The following is an 18,534-nucleotide window of genomic DNA, read 5'->3' as shown; positions in this document are numbered from 1 at the left end:
CACGAACGAACGGAGACAGATCATGGCAAGCGTGCTCCTGCGCAATATCGCGAAGCGCTACGACGAAACCGAAGTGCTGCGCAACGTGAACCTCGACATCGCCGACGGCGAATTCGTCGTGTTCGTCGGCCCGAGCGGCTGCGGCAAATCCACGCTGATGCGGATGATCGCGGGCCTCGAGGATATTTCGAGCGGCGACCTGCTGATCGACGGTGCGAAGGTCAACGACGTGCCGAGCGCGAAGCGCGGCATCGCGATGGTGTTCCAGTCGTATGCGCTGTACCCGCACATGACGCTGTACGACAACATGGCGTTCGGCCTCAAGCTCGCGGGCGCGAAGAAGCCCGAGATCGACCAGGCGGTGAAGCAGGCCGCGAAGATCCTGCACATCGATCACCTGCTCGACCGCAAGCCGAAGCAATTGTCGGGCGGCCAGCGGCAGCGCGTCGCGATCGGTCGTGCGATCACGCGCAAGCCGAAGGTGTTCCTGTTCGACGAGCCGCTGTCGAACCTCGACGCCGCGCTGCGCGTGAAGATGCGGCTGGAGTTCGCGCGGCTGCACGACGAGCTGAAGACGACGATGATCTACGTGACGCACGACCAGGTCGAGGCGATGACGCTCGCCGACAAGATCGTCGTGCTGTCGGGCGGCGCGGTGCAGCAGGTCGGCACGCCGAACCAGCTTTATCACGCGCCGGCGAACCAGTTCGTCGCGGGCTTCATCGGTTCGCCGAAGATGAATTTCCTGAAGGGCACGGTCGAATCGGTCGACGCGGGCGGCGTGCTCGTGCGCTTCGACAGCGGCGAGACGCAGCACGTCGCGGTCGAAGCGGCCGGGCTGCAGCGCGGTGCGGCGGTGACCGTCGGCGTGCGGCCCGAGCACCTGCTGGTGGGCACGGCGGCCACGGGCGTCGCCGCGCGGACGATGGCCGTCGAGTCGCTCGGCGATGCCGCGTATCTGTACGCGGAGTCGGCGGTCGCGCCGGACGGGCTGATCGCGCGGATTCCGCCGCTCGACACGTATCGCACCGGCGAGGCGCTGCACGTGCACGCGCAGGCCGAGCACTGCCATCTGTTCGACGAGCACGGGCAGGCGTTCCGCCGGCTCGGCGTGCATGCGAAGGCCGCGTGACGGCCGGGATCGTTCAGAAGCGCAGGTTTGCGGCCATGAAGTCGACGAACGCGCGCAGCTTCGGCGTCGGATGGCGGCCCGACGGCCACAGCACATAGATCGGCGTGCAACTCGCGACGTGTTCGTCGAGCACCGCGCACAGCGTGCCGTCGTCGAGCGCGCCGCGCACGAAGAACTCGGGCAGGCACGCGATGCCGAGCCCGCGCAGCGTGAAGCACAGGCGCGCTTCCGCGCTGTTGCTGACCATCGAGACGGGCACGTCGGGCGGCGTGCCCGAGCGCGGCACGCGCAGCGGCCAGGTTTCGAGCTTGCCGCTGCTCGGAAAGCGGTAGTGCAGGCAGCGGTGCAGCGCGAGATCGGCCGGTGTGCGCGGCGTGCCGTGCCGGGCGAGGTAGTCGGGCGACGCGACGAGGTGCTGGCGGAAATGGCGGAGCAGCCGCGACGACAGCCGTGAATCCGACGGCTGGCCGGTGCGCAGCACCGCGTCGAACCCTTCCTCGACGACGTCGACGAGCCGGTCGCTGAAATCGATATCGAGTTCGATCTCCGGGTACTCGGCCATGAAATCGGCGAGCACCGGCAGCAGCAGCGTGCCGATCGTCGGCAGGCTCACGCGCAGGCGTCCGCGCGGCGCTTCGGCACTGTGCGTCAGTTCCTGTTCGGCAGCTTCGATCTCGGCGATCACGCGCCGGCACCGTTCGAGAAAGCGCGTGCCTTCGGCCGTCAGCGTGATGCTGCGCGTGCTGCGGTGAAACAGCCGCACGTTCAGGCGCGCCTCGAGCCGCGCGATGCGCTTGCCGATCGCCGACGCCGACAGCCCGAGCGCGCGGCCGGCCGCGACGAAACTGCGCGTTTCCGCGACCTGAACGAACACGACGAAACCGCCGAGATTTTCCATGCAAGTTCCCGATTGCGGACACCAGCGTCCGGATTGTCCGGAACTCTAACCCGGTTTTTCTTCTTGCGTCGGCTCCCTACGATGAGCGTTCGTTCACTGTTGAGAGGTCACGCCATGTCATCCCTGCCTGTCACCGTTTCCCGTGCCGAACCGGACGCCGCGCTGCGCCGCCGGCTCGACGACACGCTCGATCGCGCGCTCGCCGACGAGCGCATCGTCGGCGCAGTCGTGCTGGTCGCGCGCGATGGCGAGCTGCGCTATGCGCGCGCCGCCGGGCTCGCCGATCGCGAAGCCGGTACGCCGATGCGGGAGAACGCGCTGTTCCGGCTCGCATCGGTCACGAAGCCGGTCGTGACGGCCGCCGCGATGCGGCTGGTCGCGGCGGGGCGCATCGCGCTCGACGAACCCGTCGCGCGCTGGTTGCCCGAATTCCGCCCGGCGCTGCCCGCCGGCGCACCCGCCGCGATCACGTTGCGTCATCTGCTGTCGCATACGGCCGGCCTCGGCTACCGCTTCCTCGAAGCCGACGGCGACGGCCCGTATGCGCGTGCCGGCGTGTCCGACGGGATGGACCGTGCGGGCATTTCGCTCGCCGAGAACGTACGGCGCATCGCAAGCGTGCCGCTGCGGTTCGCCCCCGGCACGTCGTGGGACTATTCGCTCGCGACCGACGTGGTCGGCGCGCTGATCGAGGCGGTCGACGGCCGTCCGCTTGCCGACGCGGTGGCCGCGCTCGTCACGACGCCGCTCGGGATGACCGACACCGCGTTCGTCGCGCACGACGCCGCGCGCGTCGCGACGCCTTACGTGAGCACGCCGGGCGCGCCGCGCCGGATGGCGGACACCGATCTCGTGCCTGTGTACGACGGCACGATCGGCATCCGCTTCGAACCGGCGCGCATGTTCGATCGCGATGCGTGGCCGTCGGGCGGCGCGGGGATGGTCGGCACTGCGCGCGATTGCGTGACGCTGCTCGACGCGCTGCGCACCGGCCGCGACGGCTGGCTCGAGCGCGCATGGATCGACGAGATGGCGCGCATCCAGCCGGGTGCGCACGAACTGCAGGATGCGCCGGGTTTCGGCTTCGGGCTCGGCTTTTCGGTGCTGCACGATCCGGCGGCCGCGCAGTCGCCGGAGTCGGTCGGCACGTGGCGCTGGGGCGGCGCGTACGGGCATGCGTGGTTCGTCGACCGAACGGCCGGGCTGACGGTGGTCGCACTGACCAACACGCTGTACGAGGGCATGTACGGGCGGATCGTGACCGACGTGCGCGATGCGGTCTACGGTGTCGATATCGGGAGCGCGGCATGAGCGACTGCACGTCGATCGACGACGAGGTTTCCGTCGCGCCGGTGCAGGCGCGCGAGCGCCTGCCTGTCGCGAACCTGCTGGCGCTCGCGACGGCCGCCTTCATCACGATCCTCACCGAGGCATTGCCGGCCGGCCTGTTGCCGCTGATGAGCGCCGACCTGCGCGTGCCCGACGCGCTGATCGGCCAGCTCGTGACCGTGTATGCGCTCGGCTCGATCGTCGCGGCGATACCGCTCGTCGCCGCGACGCGCGCGATGCGTCGGCGCCGCCTGCTGCTTGCGGCGCTGGCCGGCTTCGTCGTGTCGAATGCGCTGACCGCCGCGTCGCCGTACTACGCGCTCACGCTCGCCGCGCGCTTCGTCGCGGGCATGTCGGCCGGGCTGCTGTGGGCGCTGCTGGCCGGTTATGCGAGCCGGATGGTCGACGCGTCGCTGCGCGGCCGCGCGATCGCGGTCGCGATGCTCGGCGCGCCGGTCGCGATGTCGATCGGCATTCCGGCCGGCACCGCGCTGGGCGCGGCGCTCGGCTGGCGCGTCGCGTTCGCGTCGATCACGCTCGCGGCGCTCGCGCTGATCGGCTGGATCCGCTGGCGCGTGCCCGATTATCCGGGGCAGCAGGCCGGCGCGCGCGAACCGGTGCTCGGCGTGATGACGCTGCCCGGCGTGCGGCCGGTGCTGACCGTGATGTTCGCGTACGTGCTCGCGCACAACATGCTGTACACGTACGTCGCGCCGTTTCTCGCGGGCGTGCGGATGGGGGCGCAGGTCGATGTGGTGCTGCTGGTGTTCGGCATCGCGTCGCTGGTCGGCATCGCGCTGACGGGCGCGTGGATCGGTGCCGCGCAACGGCGCCTGACGCTCGCCAGTATCGCGCTGTTCGCGCTCGCGGCGGCGATGCTCGGCGCCGGATCGGGGATGGCGATCGTCTATGTCGGCGTCGCGCTGTGGGGGCTCGCGTTCGGCGGCGCGCCGACGCTGTTCCAGACGGCTGCCGCGAACGCGGCGGGGGAGTCGGCCGACGTCGCGCAGTCGATGCTCGTGACGGTGTGGAATCTCGCGATCGCCGGTGGCGGCATCGCGGGCGGGATGCTGCTCGGCGCAACCGGCGCCGGCGCGATTCCGTGGGTGCTCGTGGCGCTGCTGGCGGCCGCGTGGGTCGGCGCGTGGCGCGCGCGCCGGCATGCGTTTCCGGCGCCGTGGGCCGCGTGAGCTTGCGGTGTGCGAGTGCGGCCGCGATTCAGGGTGCCCGAACGTCCGGCGTCCCCTTTGCGCGGGGCGTGTCGGTTCCGAGCGGGGATAGTCGGGCCACCGGCATCCGGTCGCGCGTCCCGCCGTTCCTGAACCCCGCCGCGCGCACTGCCGGCGCGCCGGCGGCGGACGACCCGTCCCGATCTCCCCGACCATCTCCCATCAACCGTCCGGCGTGAGCGACGCTTGCGCGTCGCGCCGAGCGGAAACAATCGCGTTCAGTGACGCGCTTCTTTTTGACAAATCCTGCCCGAAAGGACAGCTATCGCGCGGGAAGCGTTTGCTTTGTAATTTCGCCGGCGTTTGATTGGCGAATTCGCTTATATCGCGTTCCGCACACCAGGACGCGTAGCGTCCAGCCGGTCGATCGTGCCAGTGCCAGCGCCAGCGCGCGATGTCAAAAACTACGAGGAGTGCAGCGGTTGCGCGACCGCCTGCCGATGCTGGGAAAAGCACATCCTCAGCCATTCACGAGAGGGCCGAAATGTCGTGCGATTTATACGAGACCCAAGCACGCGCGGAGGAGTGCGACGCGCTTTCGATCGCCCGCGCGATCGTGCGCGAAGTATTCAAGCTTCGCAAGCTGCATCCGACCGAGGACAGTCGACCCGGCGACGTCGAAGCCGAGATGGACTGGCATGTCGAGGCGATCCTGCCCTTCGTAGCGAGCGATCGGCAGGTCAGGCTGATCCTGCCCGCGTTTCCGGGCAAGTCGCCGAACCGGATGAAGACGCTCGGGGTGTTGCCTGATCTCGCGGAGAAGCACGCGCTGAAGAACCTGGCCGCGCTGTGCATGCGTATCGGCAAGATCTACAAGCCGGGCGTGAAGTTCGTCATCTGCTCGGACGGCTACTGTTTCTCGGACGTCGTCAGCATCGGCGACGACGAAGTCGCGCAATACCTGAAGAGCCTCGAAGAGCATGCGGCCGCGCATTTCGAAGGCTGCTTTGAGTTCTTCGACCTGAAAAGCCATTTCGGCTATCTCGACGACCTCACGTCGAAACGCGAGGAGCTGCTGATCGCCTACAGCGATCCGGTCGAGCGGATCCGGCGGCAATGCCAGGACGATCCGGCGATGAGCGCGATGTATCGCGGCATCACGCGCTTCCTGTACGAAGATTCGCTCGGCATCGAGCGGTTCCGGACGTGGAGCAACACGGCGATCCAGAAAATGAGCCGCTGCAATGCGTATCGCGTGATCCAGCGCAGCAATGCGTGGAGCCGGCTGATCGAGGACGCGTTTCCGAACAGCCTGCGGCTGTCCATTCATCCGCAGTTCCGAGTGTCGAAGAAGATCGGCATCCGCCTCGTCGACTGCGACGACGTGTGGCTCACGCCGTGGCATTCGGTGGCGGTGCGCGAGAACAACCGGATCGTGCTGAAGAAGCGCTCCGAGGTCGACGAGCGCAATTCGGTGCTGGTGTTCTCGGACGGCGTGCCCTGCCATTTCGTCCATCACCCGCAACTGTTCGCCGGCGCCGCCGAAGCCGTTTCTTCCTGAGCGGCGCGACGCGCATTCCACCCGATTGGGGTTCGTCGGCAGCCGCGTCGCGCCTGCGGGCGACGAACCCGTTCCATCTGCAATGGAGACACAACGTGAATCTTTCCGACATGCGCAACGCGAAATGGATCGATGCGCAGACGCTGACGGCCGGCCAGCCGACCGACGCGCAGTTTGCCGAGCTGGCACGGGGCGGCGTGACGACGGTCATCAACCTCGCGCCGTTCGACACGCGCTACTCGATCGACGACGAGGAAGGCTGCGTGCGGCGCAGCGGCATGCAGTATCACTTCCTGCCGGTCGATTTCAAGCAGCCCGCGCTGGAGGACTTCGACCGCTTCGCCGACCTCTTCCGGCAGGTGGCGGGCGGCAGGACGCTCGTGCATTGCGCGGCAAACTACCGGGTCTCGGTGTTCGTGTCGCACTACAAGATGATGCATGACGGCTGGTCCGCCGCGCAGGCGGACGATTGGATCGCCGGCATCTGGAATACCGCGGAGTTTCCCGTCTGGCAAACCTTCATCCGGACGCTGCGTGCGAGCCTGAGCGCGCGCGGTGCGTCATGAGCGGTGCATCGGCGCTGGCCGAATTCCGGCGCGCGTTCGGACAGCTGTGCCGCGACGGAGATGTCGACCGCCTGTCTGCCGCGCAGCGCGACGCGCTCGATGCGCAGGTCGGCGCGTGCGTGACGCGCGGGCAGCCGATCCGGCTGACGTTGCCGGGTTTTCCGCTCAAGTCGCCGGACCGGCGCGGCAGGGTGCTTGGCATGCTGCCAGACGGTGGCGAACGACTCGCGCTCGGCTATCTCGACGCGTTCTGCGAGACGGTGCGCCGGTTCTACGCGCCGGGATGCGTGGTCGACCTGTTCAGCGACGGGCTGACGTTCTTCGATCTGCTGGACGTGCGCCGGGCCGACGCGAATGCGTATCACCGCGCGCTGCGTGAGCTGGTCGTGTCGCGCAACATCGTCTGGCATTCGTATTCGACGGTGGATCCGTCGTTCGATCGCGATGGGTCCGACGTCGACGCCGCGCTTGCGCCGTACTGGCCGGCCGACGACGACAAGCGTTGCGATGCCCGCGGCGAACGCGTCGCCGAGTTGACGGCATTGCTCGCCGGCGAACGGCGGATCGTGCTGGCCGACGCGGACCCCGCGACGCTCGCGCGGCTCTCGCGGGCCGCGCAACGGATGGCGGAGCGCGGCGTCGCGCTGGACGGTTTTCTCGACGCGAAGCTGCCTGCCGGTCTGCGGCTGACCGTCCACGCGGCGCCGCACGGGAGCAAGAAGATTCCGATCAGGTTGCATGCCGGGGGCGGCGATGGTGCGCTGCCCTGGCGCAACGTGCTACTTCAAAAAAAGAATGGAGAATTTGCCATGCTGAGCAAATCGCAGGTCAACCAAACCGTCAACGCCGCGCTCGTCACGAAAGGCGGCGAACCATGGTATTTCGCGGAAGGCGACGATCCGGTCCTGAATCGCTGTGCGATCAGCGTCGTGCATCGTGACGACTTCGGCCTGCTGGTCGAGCCGAACGCCGACGAAGCGGGCCGGATCGATTGCTGCGCGTTGTCGAAGGATGCGCTCGCAACGATGCTGCGACGTCACGGTTTCGTCGTGCTGCGTGGTTTTCGTGTCGACGACGAGGCGGCGCTCGTGAAGTTCACCGAGCAGTTCGGTCAGCTATACGTCTGGAAGTTCGGGCCGGTGCACAAGGTGAAGCCCGAAGAGGACGCGAACGGCTACGTGCATTCGTTCGAGGCGGTGCCGCTGCACTGGGACCTGAGCATGCTGCCGCTCACGCATCCGCTCGTGCAGCAGGACGAATACTTCTCCGCGAAGATGTTCGCGCTTTACTGCAAGACCGCGCCGAAGCGGGGCGAGGGCATGACGACGCTGGTCGATGCGCGTCGCATCGTCAGTCAGCTCGACGCAGGCACGTTGGCGGCGTGGGAGCAGACGAGCCTGACCTACGACACGAAAATGACCTACTTCGGCGGCGTGCCGCGGACGTTCCCGCTGATCGCCTCGCACCCGGAAACGGGCGAAAAGGTGCTGCGCTATCAGGAGGGCAGCGAATCGACGCTGCAGCGTTTCGAAGTGAGCATCGCGACGCCGGGCACCGTGCCCGATGACAGCGTGCAGCAGATCAATGCGCTCGCGTACGCACGCGAGTACCTGGTCGAGCACGACTGGGTGGACGGCGATATCGTGCTGGTCGACAACTACAGTGTGCTGCACGGCCGCCGTGCGATGTCGCGCGAATCGGCGGCGCGCGAGCTGTGGCGGGTGCAGGTGTATTGAGTGCGCTGTCGCGTGTCGGCCGGTCCGGCGATTGCCGGCGGACCGACCGGCTGCATCGTCGCCGGCCCGGCATGACGGGCCGGCGCGGTGGGCATCAGAACGGAAATGCCGCGGCGCAGGCCGCGGCATTCGTTCGTCGGTGCACCGCACGCGGGATGCGCGCCAGCGTCGTGCAGCGCGCGGGCGGCTCGAGCGCTCGGCACGTGACGACGGCGAAGTCAGCGTGCGGACACATTGAACGGCGCATCGTCTTGCGCGTTCCGCGCGGCTTCCCAGCCGCCACCCAGCGCGCGGAACGACGCGATGGCCGCGCGGGCCGCCTCGGCCTGCGCCTGGGCCTTCGCATCGCGCGTCTGCAGCAGATCGCTGTCGGCGTCGAGCACTTCGATGAGGCTCACGACGCCGCTCCGGTACGCAGCGAACGACGTTTCCCGCGCGCGTGCCAGCGCGGTTTCACCCCGTGCGAGCGTACGCATCTGGGCCTCGCGCTTCACGAGCGCCGAAAACGCATCCTCGACATCCTCCGACGCGCGCAACGCGGCCTGCCGATAGGCGGCGAGCGCCTCGGAAGTCTGCCCGCGCGCAGCCGCGATCTGCGCATCGATGCGTGCGAAATCGAACAGGCGCCAGCGCAGGCCGAGGAGCCCTTGCGCCTGCGTTGCGCCATGCGTGAACAGGTCGCCGGATGCGGTGGCGGCCGTGCCGATCAGGCCGCTCAGCGACAGCTTCGGATAGTACTCGGCGATCGCCGCGCCGATGCGCGCATTCGCGGCCGCGAGCCGCCGTTCGGCGACGATCAGGTCCGGGCGGCGGCGCAGCAGGTCGCCCGGCGTGCCGGCATCCGCGAGACGCGGGGCGACCGGAATCGGCGCGGCCGCGTCCAGTTCGGGCCGATGGGTGCCGGGCTGCGCGCCGACCAGCACGTCGAGTGCGTTCTGCGCTGCGTCGAGCCCGGTTTCGAGCACCGGCACGGTGGCCTCGACCTGGGCCAGCGCGCCTTCCGCCTGGCGAACCTGCAATTCGGCCGCAACGCCATTGCGGTGCTGCATTTGCACGGTTGCCAGCAGGCGCCGGCGGGTGTCGACCTGCTGCGTTGCGACGGCGAGGCGCGCCTGCAGCCCGCGGATCGTCACATAGGTATCCGCCGTCTGCGCGGCGACGGCAAGCCGGGTGGCGACCGCGGCCGCCGCCGACGCTTCGTATTCGGCGCGCACGGCCTCGCGGCTGCGCCGCAACCCGCCGAACAGGTCGATTTCCCAGCTCGCGCCGACGTCGCCCTCGTAATAGGCGGCGTTGCGGGAGAAGCCGGGCGTCGAGTCGAGCAGCCGTCCGAGCGGCGTATCGACCGACTGGTAGACCTTCTGGCCCTGGGCGGTCACGCTGCCGCTCGGCAGCAGCGCCGCGGTGGCGGCGCCCAGCGCGGCGCGCGCCTGCGCGACGCGCGCGGTCGCCTGGGCGATGTCGAGGTTCTGTTCCAGCGCGAGATCGACGAAGTGCGTCATCAGAGGGTCGTCGAAGCCCGTCCACCACGCGCCGAGGTCCGCGACCGTCGCGACGGGACGCTGTTCGACGGCGGCTTGCCCCATGAAGCGATCGGGTGCGGCAATGGCCGGCCGTTGGTAATCGGGGCCGACCGCGCAGCCGGCCAGCGCGCCGACGGCGAGGAACGATGCAAAAAATCGATGGGAAACCGGCATGACGGCCTTTCAGGGTAGAGAATAGAGGCGATATTTCGAGTGTGACCATTGTACAAATTGGTCACATGGTGTCAATCACGTCCTGATGTTCCAGATTTCCAACCATGACTGAAAGCGTGTCTCTCCCCGCAGGCCGGCGCGGCCCAGCGGACCACGCCGTCCGCGACCAGATCGTGAATGCGGCGAACGAACATTTCCGGCATTACGGGTACGGCAAGACGACGGTGTCCGATCTCGCGAAGGCGATCGGTTTCTCGAAGGCGTACATCTACAAGTTCTTCGATTCGAAGCGCGCGATCGGCGAAGCGATCTGCGCGACGAGCCTCGGCACGATCATGGTGGCGGCGGACCAGGCGATCGCCGGCGCCGAGTCCGCGACCGACAGGCTGCGCGGGATGTTCCAGGCGATGACCGCCGCCTGCGTGGGGTTCTTCTTCACCGATCGCAAGCTGTACGACATTGCCGCGTACGCGATCGAGGAAGGCTGGCAGACCACGATCGAACACGAAGAGAAGATCAGGGGCGCGATCGTGCGGATCGTCCGCGAAGGGCGGGAAAGCGGCGAGTTCGAGCGCAAGACGCCGCTCGACGAGACCTGCCGCGCGATCTTTCTCGTGCTGCAGCCGTTCGTGAATCCGGTGATGCTGCAGTACCACCTCGACCACGCCGAGGACGCGTCGAAGGCCGTCTGCAACCTGGTGCTGCGCAGCCTGTCGCCTTGACGTCGTTTTCGTTGTGACCATTGACGATATTGGTCACATGATTCACACTCGGGCCTCCTTCAGTCTGGAGATTGCCCATGTTGCTCATTCGCGCGGCCGCGCCGGCTGTTCTCGCCGCTTCGATTGCGTTCGGCCTCGTCGCTTGCGGTCCCGCGAAACAGGACGATCCGCGCTCCGCGACGCCGCTCGTCCGGACGGACATCGCGCGCGACGCCGGGGGCGTCGGCCGGACCTTCACGGGTACCGTCGTCGCGCGGGTGCAAAGCGACCTCGGTTTCCGCGTGCCGGGCAAGATCGTCGAGCGCCTGGTGGATGCCGGCCAGGCCGTGCGTCGCGGGCAGCCGCTGATGCGGATCGACGCAACCGACCTGCAGCTCGCGACGCGCGCCGAGGACGACGCCGTGGCCGCGGCGAAGGCACGCGCCAGCCAGACCGCAGCCGACGAAATGCGCTACGGCGGGCTCGTTTCCGCCGGCGCGGTGTCGGCATCCGCGTACGACCAGATACGGGCTGCCGCCGACACCGCGCGGGCGCAGCTTCGTGCCGCGCAGGCGCGTGCGAACGTCGCGCGCAACGCGGCCGGCTACGCGGTGCTGGTCGCCGATGCGGACGGTGTCGTGATGAGCACGCTCGGCGAGCCCGGACAAGTGGTAGCCGCAGGCCAGACGGTCGTGCGGCTCGCGCGTTCCGGCCCGCGTGAAGCGGTCGTCGACCTGCCCGAGACGTTCCGGCCAGCGCTCGGCTCCATGGGCCGCGCGACGCTGTATGGCGGCGCCGACCTGGCGGGCGGCGCGCGTCTGCGACAACTTTCCGATGCGGCCAATCCGCAGACGCGGACATTCGAGGCGCGCTACGTGCTGGAGGGGCCGATCGCGCGCGCGCCGCTCGGCGCGACGGTGACGGTGAATGTGCCCGACGCGCGTGCCGCGACCGGCGAGGCCGCAATGCGGGTGCCGCTCGCGGCGGTCTACGATCGCGGAAACGGCCCGGGCGTCTGGATCGTCGACGGGGCGAAGCCGCGGGTGGTCTGGCGGCGCGTGCGGCTGGGCGCGATCGGCGACGAGACCGCCACGATCGCGGAAGGGCTCAAGGCAGGCGAGCGCTTCGTCGCGCTCGGCGCGCACCTGCTGCACGACGGCGAGAGCGTGCGCATCGCGGGAGCGCTGCAATGAGCGGCTTCAACCTTTCCGCGCTCGCGGTGCGCGAACGCGCGGTCACGCTGTTCCTGATCGTCGCGGTGTCCGTCGCCGGCGCGCTCGCGTTCCTCAAGCTCGGGCGCGCGGAGGATCCGGCGTTTACCGTCAAGGAGCTGGCCTTCATGTCCGCGTGGCCCGGCGCGACCGCGCAGGAGATGCAGGATCTGGTCGCCGAGCCGCTCGAGAAGCGGATGCAGGAGTTGAAGTGGTACGACCGCACGGAAACCTTCACGCGGCCGGGGCTCGCTTTCACGACCGTCACGCTGCGCGACGACACGCCGCCGTCGGCCGTGCAGGAAGAGTTCTACCAGGCGCGCAAGAAGCTGGGCGACGAGGCGGCGAAGCTGCCGCAGGGCGTGGCCGGCCCGTTCGTCAACGACGAATACGCGGACGTGACGTTCGCGCTCTACGCGCTGAAGGCGCGCGGCGAGCCGCCGCGCGTGCTGGTGCGCGAGGCGGAAGCGCTGCGCCAGCGGTTGCTGCACGTGCCGGGCGTGAAAAAGATCGATATCGTCGGCGAGCGGCCCGAGCGCATCTTCGTCGAGTTCTCGTATGCACGGCTCGCGAATCTCGGCATCTCGCCGCGCGACATCTTTGCCGCGCTGAACGACCGGAATCTCGTGACGCCCGCCGGCTCGATCGACACGGCCGGGCCGCAGGTGCTGATTCGCCTCGACGGCGCGTTCGACGATCTTCAGAAGATTCGCGACACGCCGATCGTCGCCGGCGGACGCACGCTCAGGCTGTCCGACATCGCGGACGTCAAGCGCGGCTACGAGGATCCCGCCACCTTCCTGATCCGCAACCAGGGCGAGCCGGCGCTGCTGCTCGGCGTCGTGATGAAGGAGCGCTACAACGGCCTGCAGCTCGGCAAGGATCTCGACAAGGAAGTGGCGGCGATTTCGGCGGAAATGCCGCTCGGCCTGTCGCTGACGAAAGTCACCGATCAGGCGGTCAACATCGAGGAAGCGTACGACGAGTTCATGCTGAAGTTCTTCGTCGCGCTGGCCGTCGTGATCACCGTGTGCCTGATCAGCCTCGGCTGGCGGGTGGGGATCGTGGTCGCGGCCGCCGTGCCGCTCACGCTCGCGGGCGTCTTCATCATCATGCTCGCGACCGGGCGCGATTTCGATCGCATCACGCTCGGCGCGCTGATCCTGTCGCTCGGGCTGCTCGTCGACGACGCGATCATCGTGATCGAGACCATGGTCGTGAAGATGGAGGAGGGGTTCGACCGCATCGCGGCTTCCACGTATGCGTGGAGCCATACCGCCGCGCCGATGCTCGCGGGCACGCTCGTGACCGCGATCGGGTTGATGCCGGTCGGCTTCGCGAAGTCGAGTGCGGGCGAATACGCGGGCAACATCTTCTGGGTCGTGGCCTTTGCGCTGCTGACGTCCTGGGTCGTCGCGGTTGCCTTCACGCCATACCTCGGCGTCAAGCTGCTGCCGCGGATCCGGCCGGTCGCGGGCGGGCATGCCGCCGTCTACGATACGCCGGCCTATCGCCGGTTTCGCGCGCTGCTCGCGTGGACGGTCGCGCACAAGAAACGCGTCGTGTTCGCGGTCGTGGTTTCGTTCGCGGCCGCCGTGGTCGGCCTCGGCCTCGTCAAGCAGGAGTTCTTCCCGATCTCGAGCCGGCCGGAAGTGCTGGTGGAAGTGCGGATGAGCGAAGGAACCGGCATCGCGGCCACCAGCGCGGTGGTCGGTAAGGTGGAGGCATGGCTGCGCAAGCAGCCCGAGGCCCGGCTGGTCACGAGCTACATCGGCCAGGGGGCGCCGCGCTTCTTCATTGCGATGTCGCCCGAGCTGCCCGACCCGTCGTTCGCGAAGATCGTCGTGCTGACGCAGGACGAGAAGGCGCGCGAGGCGCTGAAGCTGAAGCTGCGCACCGCCGTCGCGCAGGGCCTCGCGCCCGACGCGCAGGTGCGTGCGACGCAGATCGTGTTCGGGCCGTATTCACCCTTTCCCGTCGCGTTTCGCGTGATGGGGCCGGACGAGGGCAAGGTCCGCGAGATCGCCGGACAGGTCGAACGTGTGATGCGTGCGAACCCGTCGATGCGGCAGGTGAACGCCGATTGGGGGCCGCGCGTACCGACGCTGCGCATCTCGCTCGATCAGGATCGGCTGCGCGCGATCGGCCTGAGCACGCACGATGCGTCGCAGCAGCTTCAGTTCCTGCTGACGGGCGCCCCTGTCACGCAGGTGCGCGAGGACATCCGTTCGGTCGAGGTGGTGGCGCGCAGCGCAGGCACCGACCGGCTCGATCCGGCGAAGCTCGGTGCGTTCACGCTGACGGGAAGCGCCGGCCAGAAGGTGCCGCTCGACCAGCTCGGCGAGGTCGGGATTCGCATGGAAGACCCGATCCTGCGGCGTCGCGACCGCCTGACGACGATGACCGTGCGTGGCGACATCGGCGAGGAGTTCCAGCCGCCCGAGGTCTCGAACGAAATCATTCAGGCGATCCGGCCGATCGTCGCCGCGTTGCCGCCGGGGTACCGCATCGAGACCGGCGCGGCCCTCGAGGAAGCGAACAAGGCGAACGCCGCACTCGCCGCCGTGTTTCCGATCATGCTGATTCTGATGATGATCGTCGTGATCTTCCAGGTGCGCTCGATCGCGGCGATGGCGATGGTGCTGCTGACGGCACCGCTCGCGCTGGTGGGCGTCGTGCCGATCCTGCTGCTGTTCCGTCAGCCGTTCGGCTTCAACGCGATCCTCGGGCTGATCGGTCTTGCCGGCATCATCATGCGCAACACGCTGATTCTGATCGGGCAGATCCATCAGAACGAAGCCGACGGCCTCGATCCGTACGACGCGATCATCGAAGCGACCGTGCAGCGTGCGCGCCCGGTGATTCTGACGGCGCTTGCGGCTGCGCTCGCGTTCATTCCGCTGACGTTCTCGGTGTTCTGGGGGGCGCTCGCGTTCACGCTGATCGGCGGCACGATCGGCGGCACGGCGTTGACGCTCGTGTTTCTCCCTGCGCTGTACGCGATCTGGTTCCGCGTTGCCCCGAAGGCGACCGACGAAGCGGCGCACACGTCTCTCCCGGCATATCGGCGCGAACAGACGTCCGTCGGTTCCTGACCGGGCACGTGCGAACCGGAAAACAGGGAGGCGAGAAAATGACGAACCATTCGAGCATGTGCTACGGAAACATGTTTTCCGAGCTGAATTCGGAATCGGAGCTGATCGAGCGCATGACGTACGTGACGCGCGAGCTCGGCTTCGAGCATTTCTACTATGTGATGCGCATTCCGCTGCCGATCTCGAACCCGCGGAACTACATCTTTTCCGATTGCCCGGACACGTGGATCCGGAGCTACGTCGAGCGCGACGGCTTCAGGGCCGATCCGGCCGTGCAGCGCGGGCTGCGGGAAAGCATTCCGTTCCTGTGGTCCGCCGTTGGCGGGGAGGCGGCGGATTTCTGGGGCGATCCGTTGCAGCAGCGGTTCCGTCACGCGTGGAGCATGCCGCTGCGCGGGCAGTTCGGCACGATCGGCTTGCTGTCGCTGCTGAGGAAATCCGCGCCGATCCTGCGGGACGAACTCCTGTCCAAGGAGCCGTACGTACTGTGGCTGACGACGCTGGCTCACCGGGCGATGACGCGTCTCGTCGTCGCCACGGCGATGCCCGAGGTGTGCCAGACGCTGACGGCCCGCGAGAAGGAGGTGCTGAAATGGACTGCCGCAGGCAAGACGTATGCCGATATCGGGTTGATCCTGTCCATCTACGATCGGACTGCGAAGTTTCACTTGATGAACGTGATGCGCAAGCTTCGTGCGGCCAACAAGGCGGAGGCCGTGATGAAAGCCACGATGCTCGGGTTTCTTCAGTGATGTTCGGTTTGTCCGGTTTGTCCGGACGCGATGGCGATCCGGTGTGTCGTGAGCGCATGCGTCAGCGGGAAGCCGGCATGCCGGCTACGCGTCCAGCGCAGCCCTCGCGCACGTCTCGTCGGTGACGAGCCCCGATATCCAGCCGCCGCGCAGCGCGGCGATCACCGCGTCGCGCTTCTTCGGGCCGCCCGCGAACGCGATCGTCGGGCGTTTCGGCGGCGTGGCGAGCGACACGCTCGTCACGCGCGCGCTGGTCGACACGTCGATCAGCTTGCCCTGCGCGTCGATCGGCATGCCGAGCAGTTCGGCCACCGCGCCGAGCGCGGTCATCTCGTCGCGCTCCTGTTCGGTGATGAAGCCGTCTTCATACAGCGGGCAGTGCGGGCCGGTGTTGCCGATCCCGACGAACGCGACGTCGGCCTTGCCCGACAGCGCCTCGACGATCCGGTACAGCCGGTGGTTGCACCACTGCGCGCGCTCGGCCGCGCTGTCGGCGAACAGCGGCGCGGGCAGCAGGAAGTGCTTGCTGCCGGTTTTCTCGGAGATGTACTGCGCGACGTCGTAGCGGTTCGACGAGCCGTCGGCCGCGATCGCGCCGACCATCGACACGAGCCGGTGCTGCGGGCGGTCGATCTGCGCGATCTGCGCGACCGCGGCCTTCAGCGTCCGGCCGCTGCTGACGGCGATCACCATCGGCCGCGTCTCGCCCAGGTAGCGTTCCATCACCTGCGCGCCGGCGACCGCGAGCTTGCGGTCGATCGCTTCGGGCGCATCGGCATCGACGGGTACGACTTCGCACATCGCGAGGCCATAGCGTTTCGACAACTGCGCGCCGAGATCGAGGCAGTCGGCGAGCTGGTGGTCGACGCGCACGCGGATCAGGTTCTTCTCGACCGCGAACGCGACGAGGCGCTGCGCGACCGGGCGCGACACCTGCAGCTTTTCGGCGATTTCGTTCTGCGTGTCGCCCGCGACGTAGTAGAGCCACGCGGCACGCGTGGCGAGATCGAGTTTTTCTGAGGACTTGGACACGATAGCGATTCGGTTCGGAGCTGGGGGGCCGCCCGCGGGCCGGCCGGCGGGCCGCGCGACGGCATCCACTGTACCGCATGTCGTGCGCGCGGCAGACGGCCGCAAGCGCGCCGCGGCGGCGCTTACGCGAGCCGCGTGCGCGACGGTTCGTACAGCGGCCGCACGTGGCGGTACAGCGCGCGGAACGCGTCGAGGCGTTCGCGCAGCAACGCATGGCGGGCCGCGTCCGGCGCGTATTCGGCGCGTACCGGCGGCTTGGTCAGCACCGTCTGCGGATCGCCGCCGACGGCCAGCCAGCCGAGCCGCGCCGCGCCGAGCGCCGCGCCCGTTTCGCCGCCGCCGATCTGGCGCGTGCGCACATTCAGCGCATCGGCGATCAGTTGCGCCCAGAACGCGCTGCGCGCGCCGCCGCCGATCAGCGACAGCCGGTCGGTTTCGACGCCGGCCGCATGCAGCGCATCGAGGCCGTCGGCGAGGCCGAGCGTCACGCCTTCGAGCACCGTATAGCCGAGATGCGCGCGTTCGGTCGCGTGCGTCATCCCGAAGAACACGCCCTGCGCATACGGATCGTTGTGCGGCGTGCGTTCGCCGGACAGGTAGGGCAGGAACAGCGGCGCCGTCGCGAGCGCGTCGGCGTCGAGCGCCTCGACTTCGGCGAGCAGTGCTGGCTCGTCGGTGCCCGTCAGCTTGCAGACCCAGCGCAGGCAGCTCGCGGCCGACAGCACGACGCTCATCAATTGCCAGCGATCGGGAATCGCATGGCAGAACGCATGCACGGCCGACGCGGGATTCGGCATGAAGCGGTCGCCGACCACGCTCAGCACGCCCGACGTGCCGAGCGACACGAAGCCGTCGCCCGCATGGATCGCGCCGATGCCGAGCGCGCTCGTCGCGTTGTCGCCGCCGCCGCCGGCCACCACGACGGCCTCCGACAGCCCGAGTTCGCGCGCGACATCGGCGCGCAGCGTGCCGGACGGCGCGTTGCCCTCGACGATGCGCGGCATCTGGTCGCGCGTCATCCCGCATGCGGCGAGCAGCGCGTCGGACCAGTCGCGGCGCGCGACGTCGAGCCACAGCGTGCCGGCCGCATCCGACGGGTCGGACACTTTCGCGCCGGTCAGCCGGAACCGCAGGTAGTCCTTCGGCATCAGCACGCATGCGGTGGCCGCGAACACGTCGGGTTCGTGTTTCGCGACCCACAGCAGTTTCGGCGCGGTGAAACCCGGCATCGCGAGATTGCCGGCGAGGGCGTGGAGATCGGGCGCGCGTTCGGTGAGCAGCGCGCATTCGTCGGCGCTGCGCATGTCGTTCCACAGGATCGCGGGGCGCAGCACGCGGTCGTCGCGGCCGAGCAGCACGGCGCCGTGCATCTGGCCCGACAGGCCGATGCCGCGCACCTGCGCGAACGCTTGCGGATGCCGTTCGCGCAGCGCCGCGAGCGCGGCGAGCGTGCCTTGCCACCAGTCGTCCGGATGCTGTTCGGCCCAGCGCGGATGCGGCCGCGACACGGTGAACGGCGAGCCGGCGGTGCCGACGACCGCGCCGTCCGGGGCGAGCAGCAGCACCTTCACTTCCGAGGTGCCGAGGTCGATGCCGAGATACATGAGCGATCCGTTCCGTCAGAGAGGAGCCGCTACTTTAGCCGTGCCGCACGG

At 68.5% G+C, this 18,534-nt stretch carries 14 protein-coding genes; 10 read left to right on the top strand and 4 right to left on the bottom strand.

Going from position 1 to position 18,534, the window contains the following annotated elements:
• Positions 1–22 precede the first annotated feature (22 nt).
• The gene (locus GD429_RS31250) at positions 23–1,132 is read left to right on the top strand and encodes an ABC transporter ATP-binding protein (protein ID WP_152862885.1); all 1,110 of its coding nucleotides are present in this window, start codon (positions 23–25) and stop codon (positions 1,130–1,132) included.
• Positions 1,133–1,145: 13 nt separating this feature from the next.
• On the opposite strand, the gene GD429_RS31245 is transcribed toward GD429_RS31250, so the two are convergent.
• On the bottom strand, positions 1,146–2,030 hold the full coding sequence (locus GD429_RS31245) for a LysR family transcriptional regulator (protein WP_034178884.1): 885 nt from the start codon (positions 2,028–2,030) through the stop codon (positions 1,146–1,148).
• A gap of 114 nt (positions 2,031–2,144) precedes the next feature.
• Between GD429_RS31245 and GD429_RS31240 the strand changes: the two genes are divergently transcribed.
• The 5 genes from GD429_RS31240 (at position 2,145) to GD429_RS31220 (ending at position 8,391) form a co-directional block, all read left to right on the top strand.
• Positions 2,145–3,341 (top strand): serine hydrolase domain-containing protein, encoded by a 1,197-nt coding sequence (locus GD429_RS31240; RefSeq protein WP_152862883.1) that lies wholly within the window; start codon positions 2,145–2,147, stop codon positions 3,339–3,341.
• Entirely contained in the window at positions 3,338–4,549 is a 1,212-nt protein-coding gene (locus GD429_RS31235; RefSeq protein WP_152862881.1) for an MFS transporter, read from the top strand. The genes GD429_RS31240 and GD429_RS31235 overlap by 4 nt, the downstream gene beginning before the upstream one ends.
• Before the next feature lie 523 nt (positions 4,550–5,072).
• Complete coding sequence (locus GD429_RS31230; RefSeq protein ID WP_193727240.1) at positions 5,073–6,089, top strand: isocyanide synthase family protein; 1,017 nt, start codon at positions 5,073–5,075, stop codon at positions 6,087–6,089.
• Between the two features lie 95 nt (positions 6,090–6,184).
• The gene (locus GD429_RS31225) at positions 6,185–6,655 is read left to right on the top strand and encodes a protein tyrosine phosphatase family protein (protein WP_152862877.1); all 471 of its coding nucleotides are present in this window, start codon (positions 6,185–6,187) and stop codon (positions 6,653–6,655) included.
• Entirely contained in the window at positions 6,652–8,391 is a 1,740-nt protein-coding gene (locus tag GD429_RS31220) for an isocyanide synthase family protein (protein ID WP_152862875.1), read from the top strand. Before GD429_RS31225 ends, GD429_RS31220 begins: the two co-directional genes overlap by 4 nt.
• A 218-nt stretch (positions 8,392–8,609) precedes the next feature.
• On the opposite strand, the gene GD429_RS31215 is transcribed toward GD429_RS31220, so the two are convergent.
• The gene (locus tag GD429_RS31215; protein WP_152862873.1) at positions 8,610–10,088 is read right to left on the bottom strand and encodes an efflux transporter outer membrane subunit; all 1,479 of its coding nucleotides are present in this window, start codon (positions 10,086–10,088) and stop codon (positions 8,610–8,612) included.
• A 104-nt stretch (positions 10,089–10,192) separates the two neighbouring features.
• Between GD429_RS31215 and GD429_RS31210 the strand changes: the two genes are divergently transcribed.
• The 4 genes from GD429_RS31210 (at position 10,193) to GD429_RS31195 (ending at position 15,847) form a co-directional block, all read left to right on the top strand.
• The gene (locus GD429_RS31210) at positions 10,193–10,810 is read left to right on the top strand and encodes a TetR/AcrR family transcriptional regulator (RefSeq protein ID WP_152862872.1); all 618 of its coding nucleotides are present in this window, start codon (positions 10,193–10,195) and stop codon (positions 10,808–10,810) included.
• An 80-nt stretch (positions 10,811–10,890) separates the two neighbouring features.
• Entirely contained in the window at positions 10,891–11,982 is a 1,092-nt protein-coding gene (locus tag GD429_RS31205) for an efflux RND transporter periplasmic adaptor subunit (RefSeq protein WP_415748961.1), read from the top strand.
• Positions 11,979–15,095: an efflux RND transporter permease subunit gene (locus GD429_RS31200; RefSeq protein ID WP_152862868.1), complete on the top strand. Its 3,117-nt coding sequence runs from the start codon at positions 11,979–11,981 to the stop codon at positions 15,093–15,095. Before GD429_RS31205 ends, GD429_RS31200 begins: the two co-directional genes overlap by 4 nt.
• Positions 15,096–15,133: 38 nt before the next feature.
• Complete coding sequence (locus tag GD429_RS31195; RefSeq protein ID WP_152862866.1) at positions 15,134–15,847, top strand: LuxR family transcriptional regulator; 714 nt, start codon at positions 15,134–15,136, stop codon at positions 15,845–15,847.
• 84 nt (positions 15,848–15,931) lie between these two features.
• Here GD429_RS31195 and GD429_RS31190 read toward each other — a convergent pair whose 3' ends face one another.
• Together GD429_RS31190 and xylB are read right to left on the bottom strand one after the other, a co-directional pair.
• On the bottom strand, positions 15,932–16,879 hold the full coding sequence (locus GD429_RS31190) for a sugar-binding transcriptional regulator (protein WP_321575017.1): 948 nt from the start codon (positions 16,877–16,879) through the stop codon (positions 15,932–15,934).
• 122 nt (positions 16,880–17,001) lie between these two features.
• A complete protein-coding gene (xylB, locus tag GD429_RS31185) occupies positions 17,002–18,483 on the bottom strand; it encodes a xylulokinase (RefSeq protein ID WP_152862862.1) in 1,482 nt (493 codons plus the stop codon).
• Positions 18,484–18,534 lie beyond the last annotated feature (51 nt).

The sequence above is a fragment of the Burkholderia sp. BE17 genome, assembly GCF_009362305.1.
Taxonomy (GTDB): Bacteria; Pseudomonadota; Gammaproteobacteria; order Burkholderiales; family Burkholderiaceae; genus Burkholderia; species Burkholderia pyrrocinia_C.
This window is presented reverse-complemented; position numbering and strand designations above follow the sequence as displayed.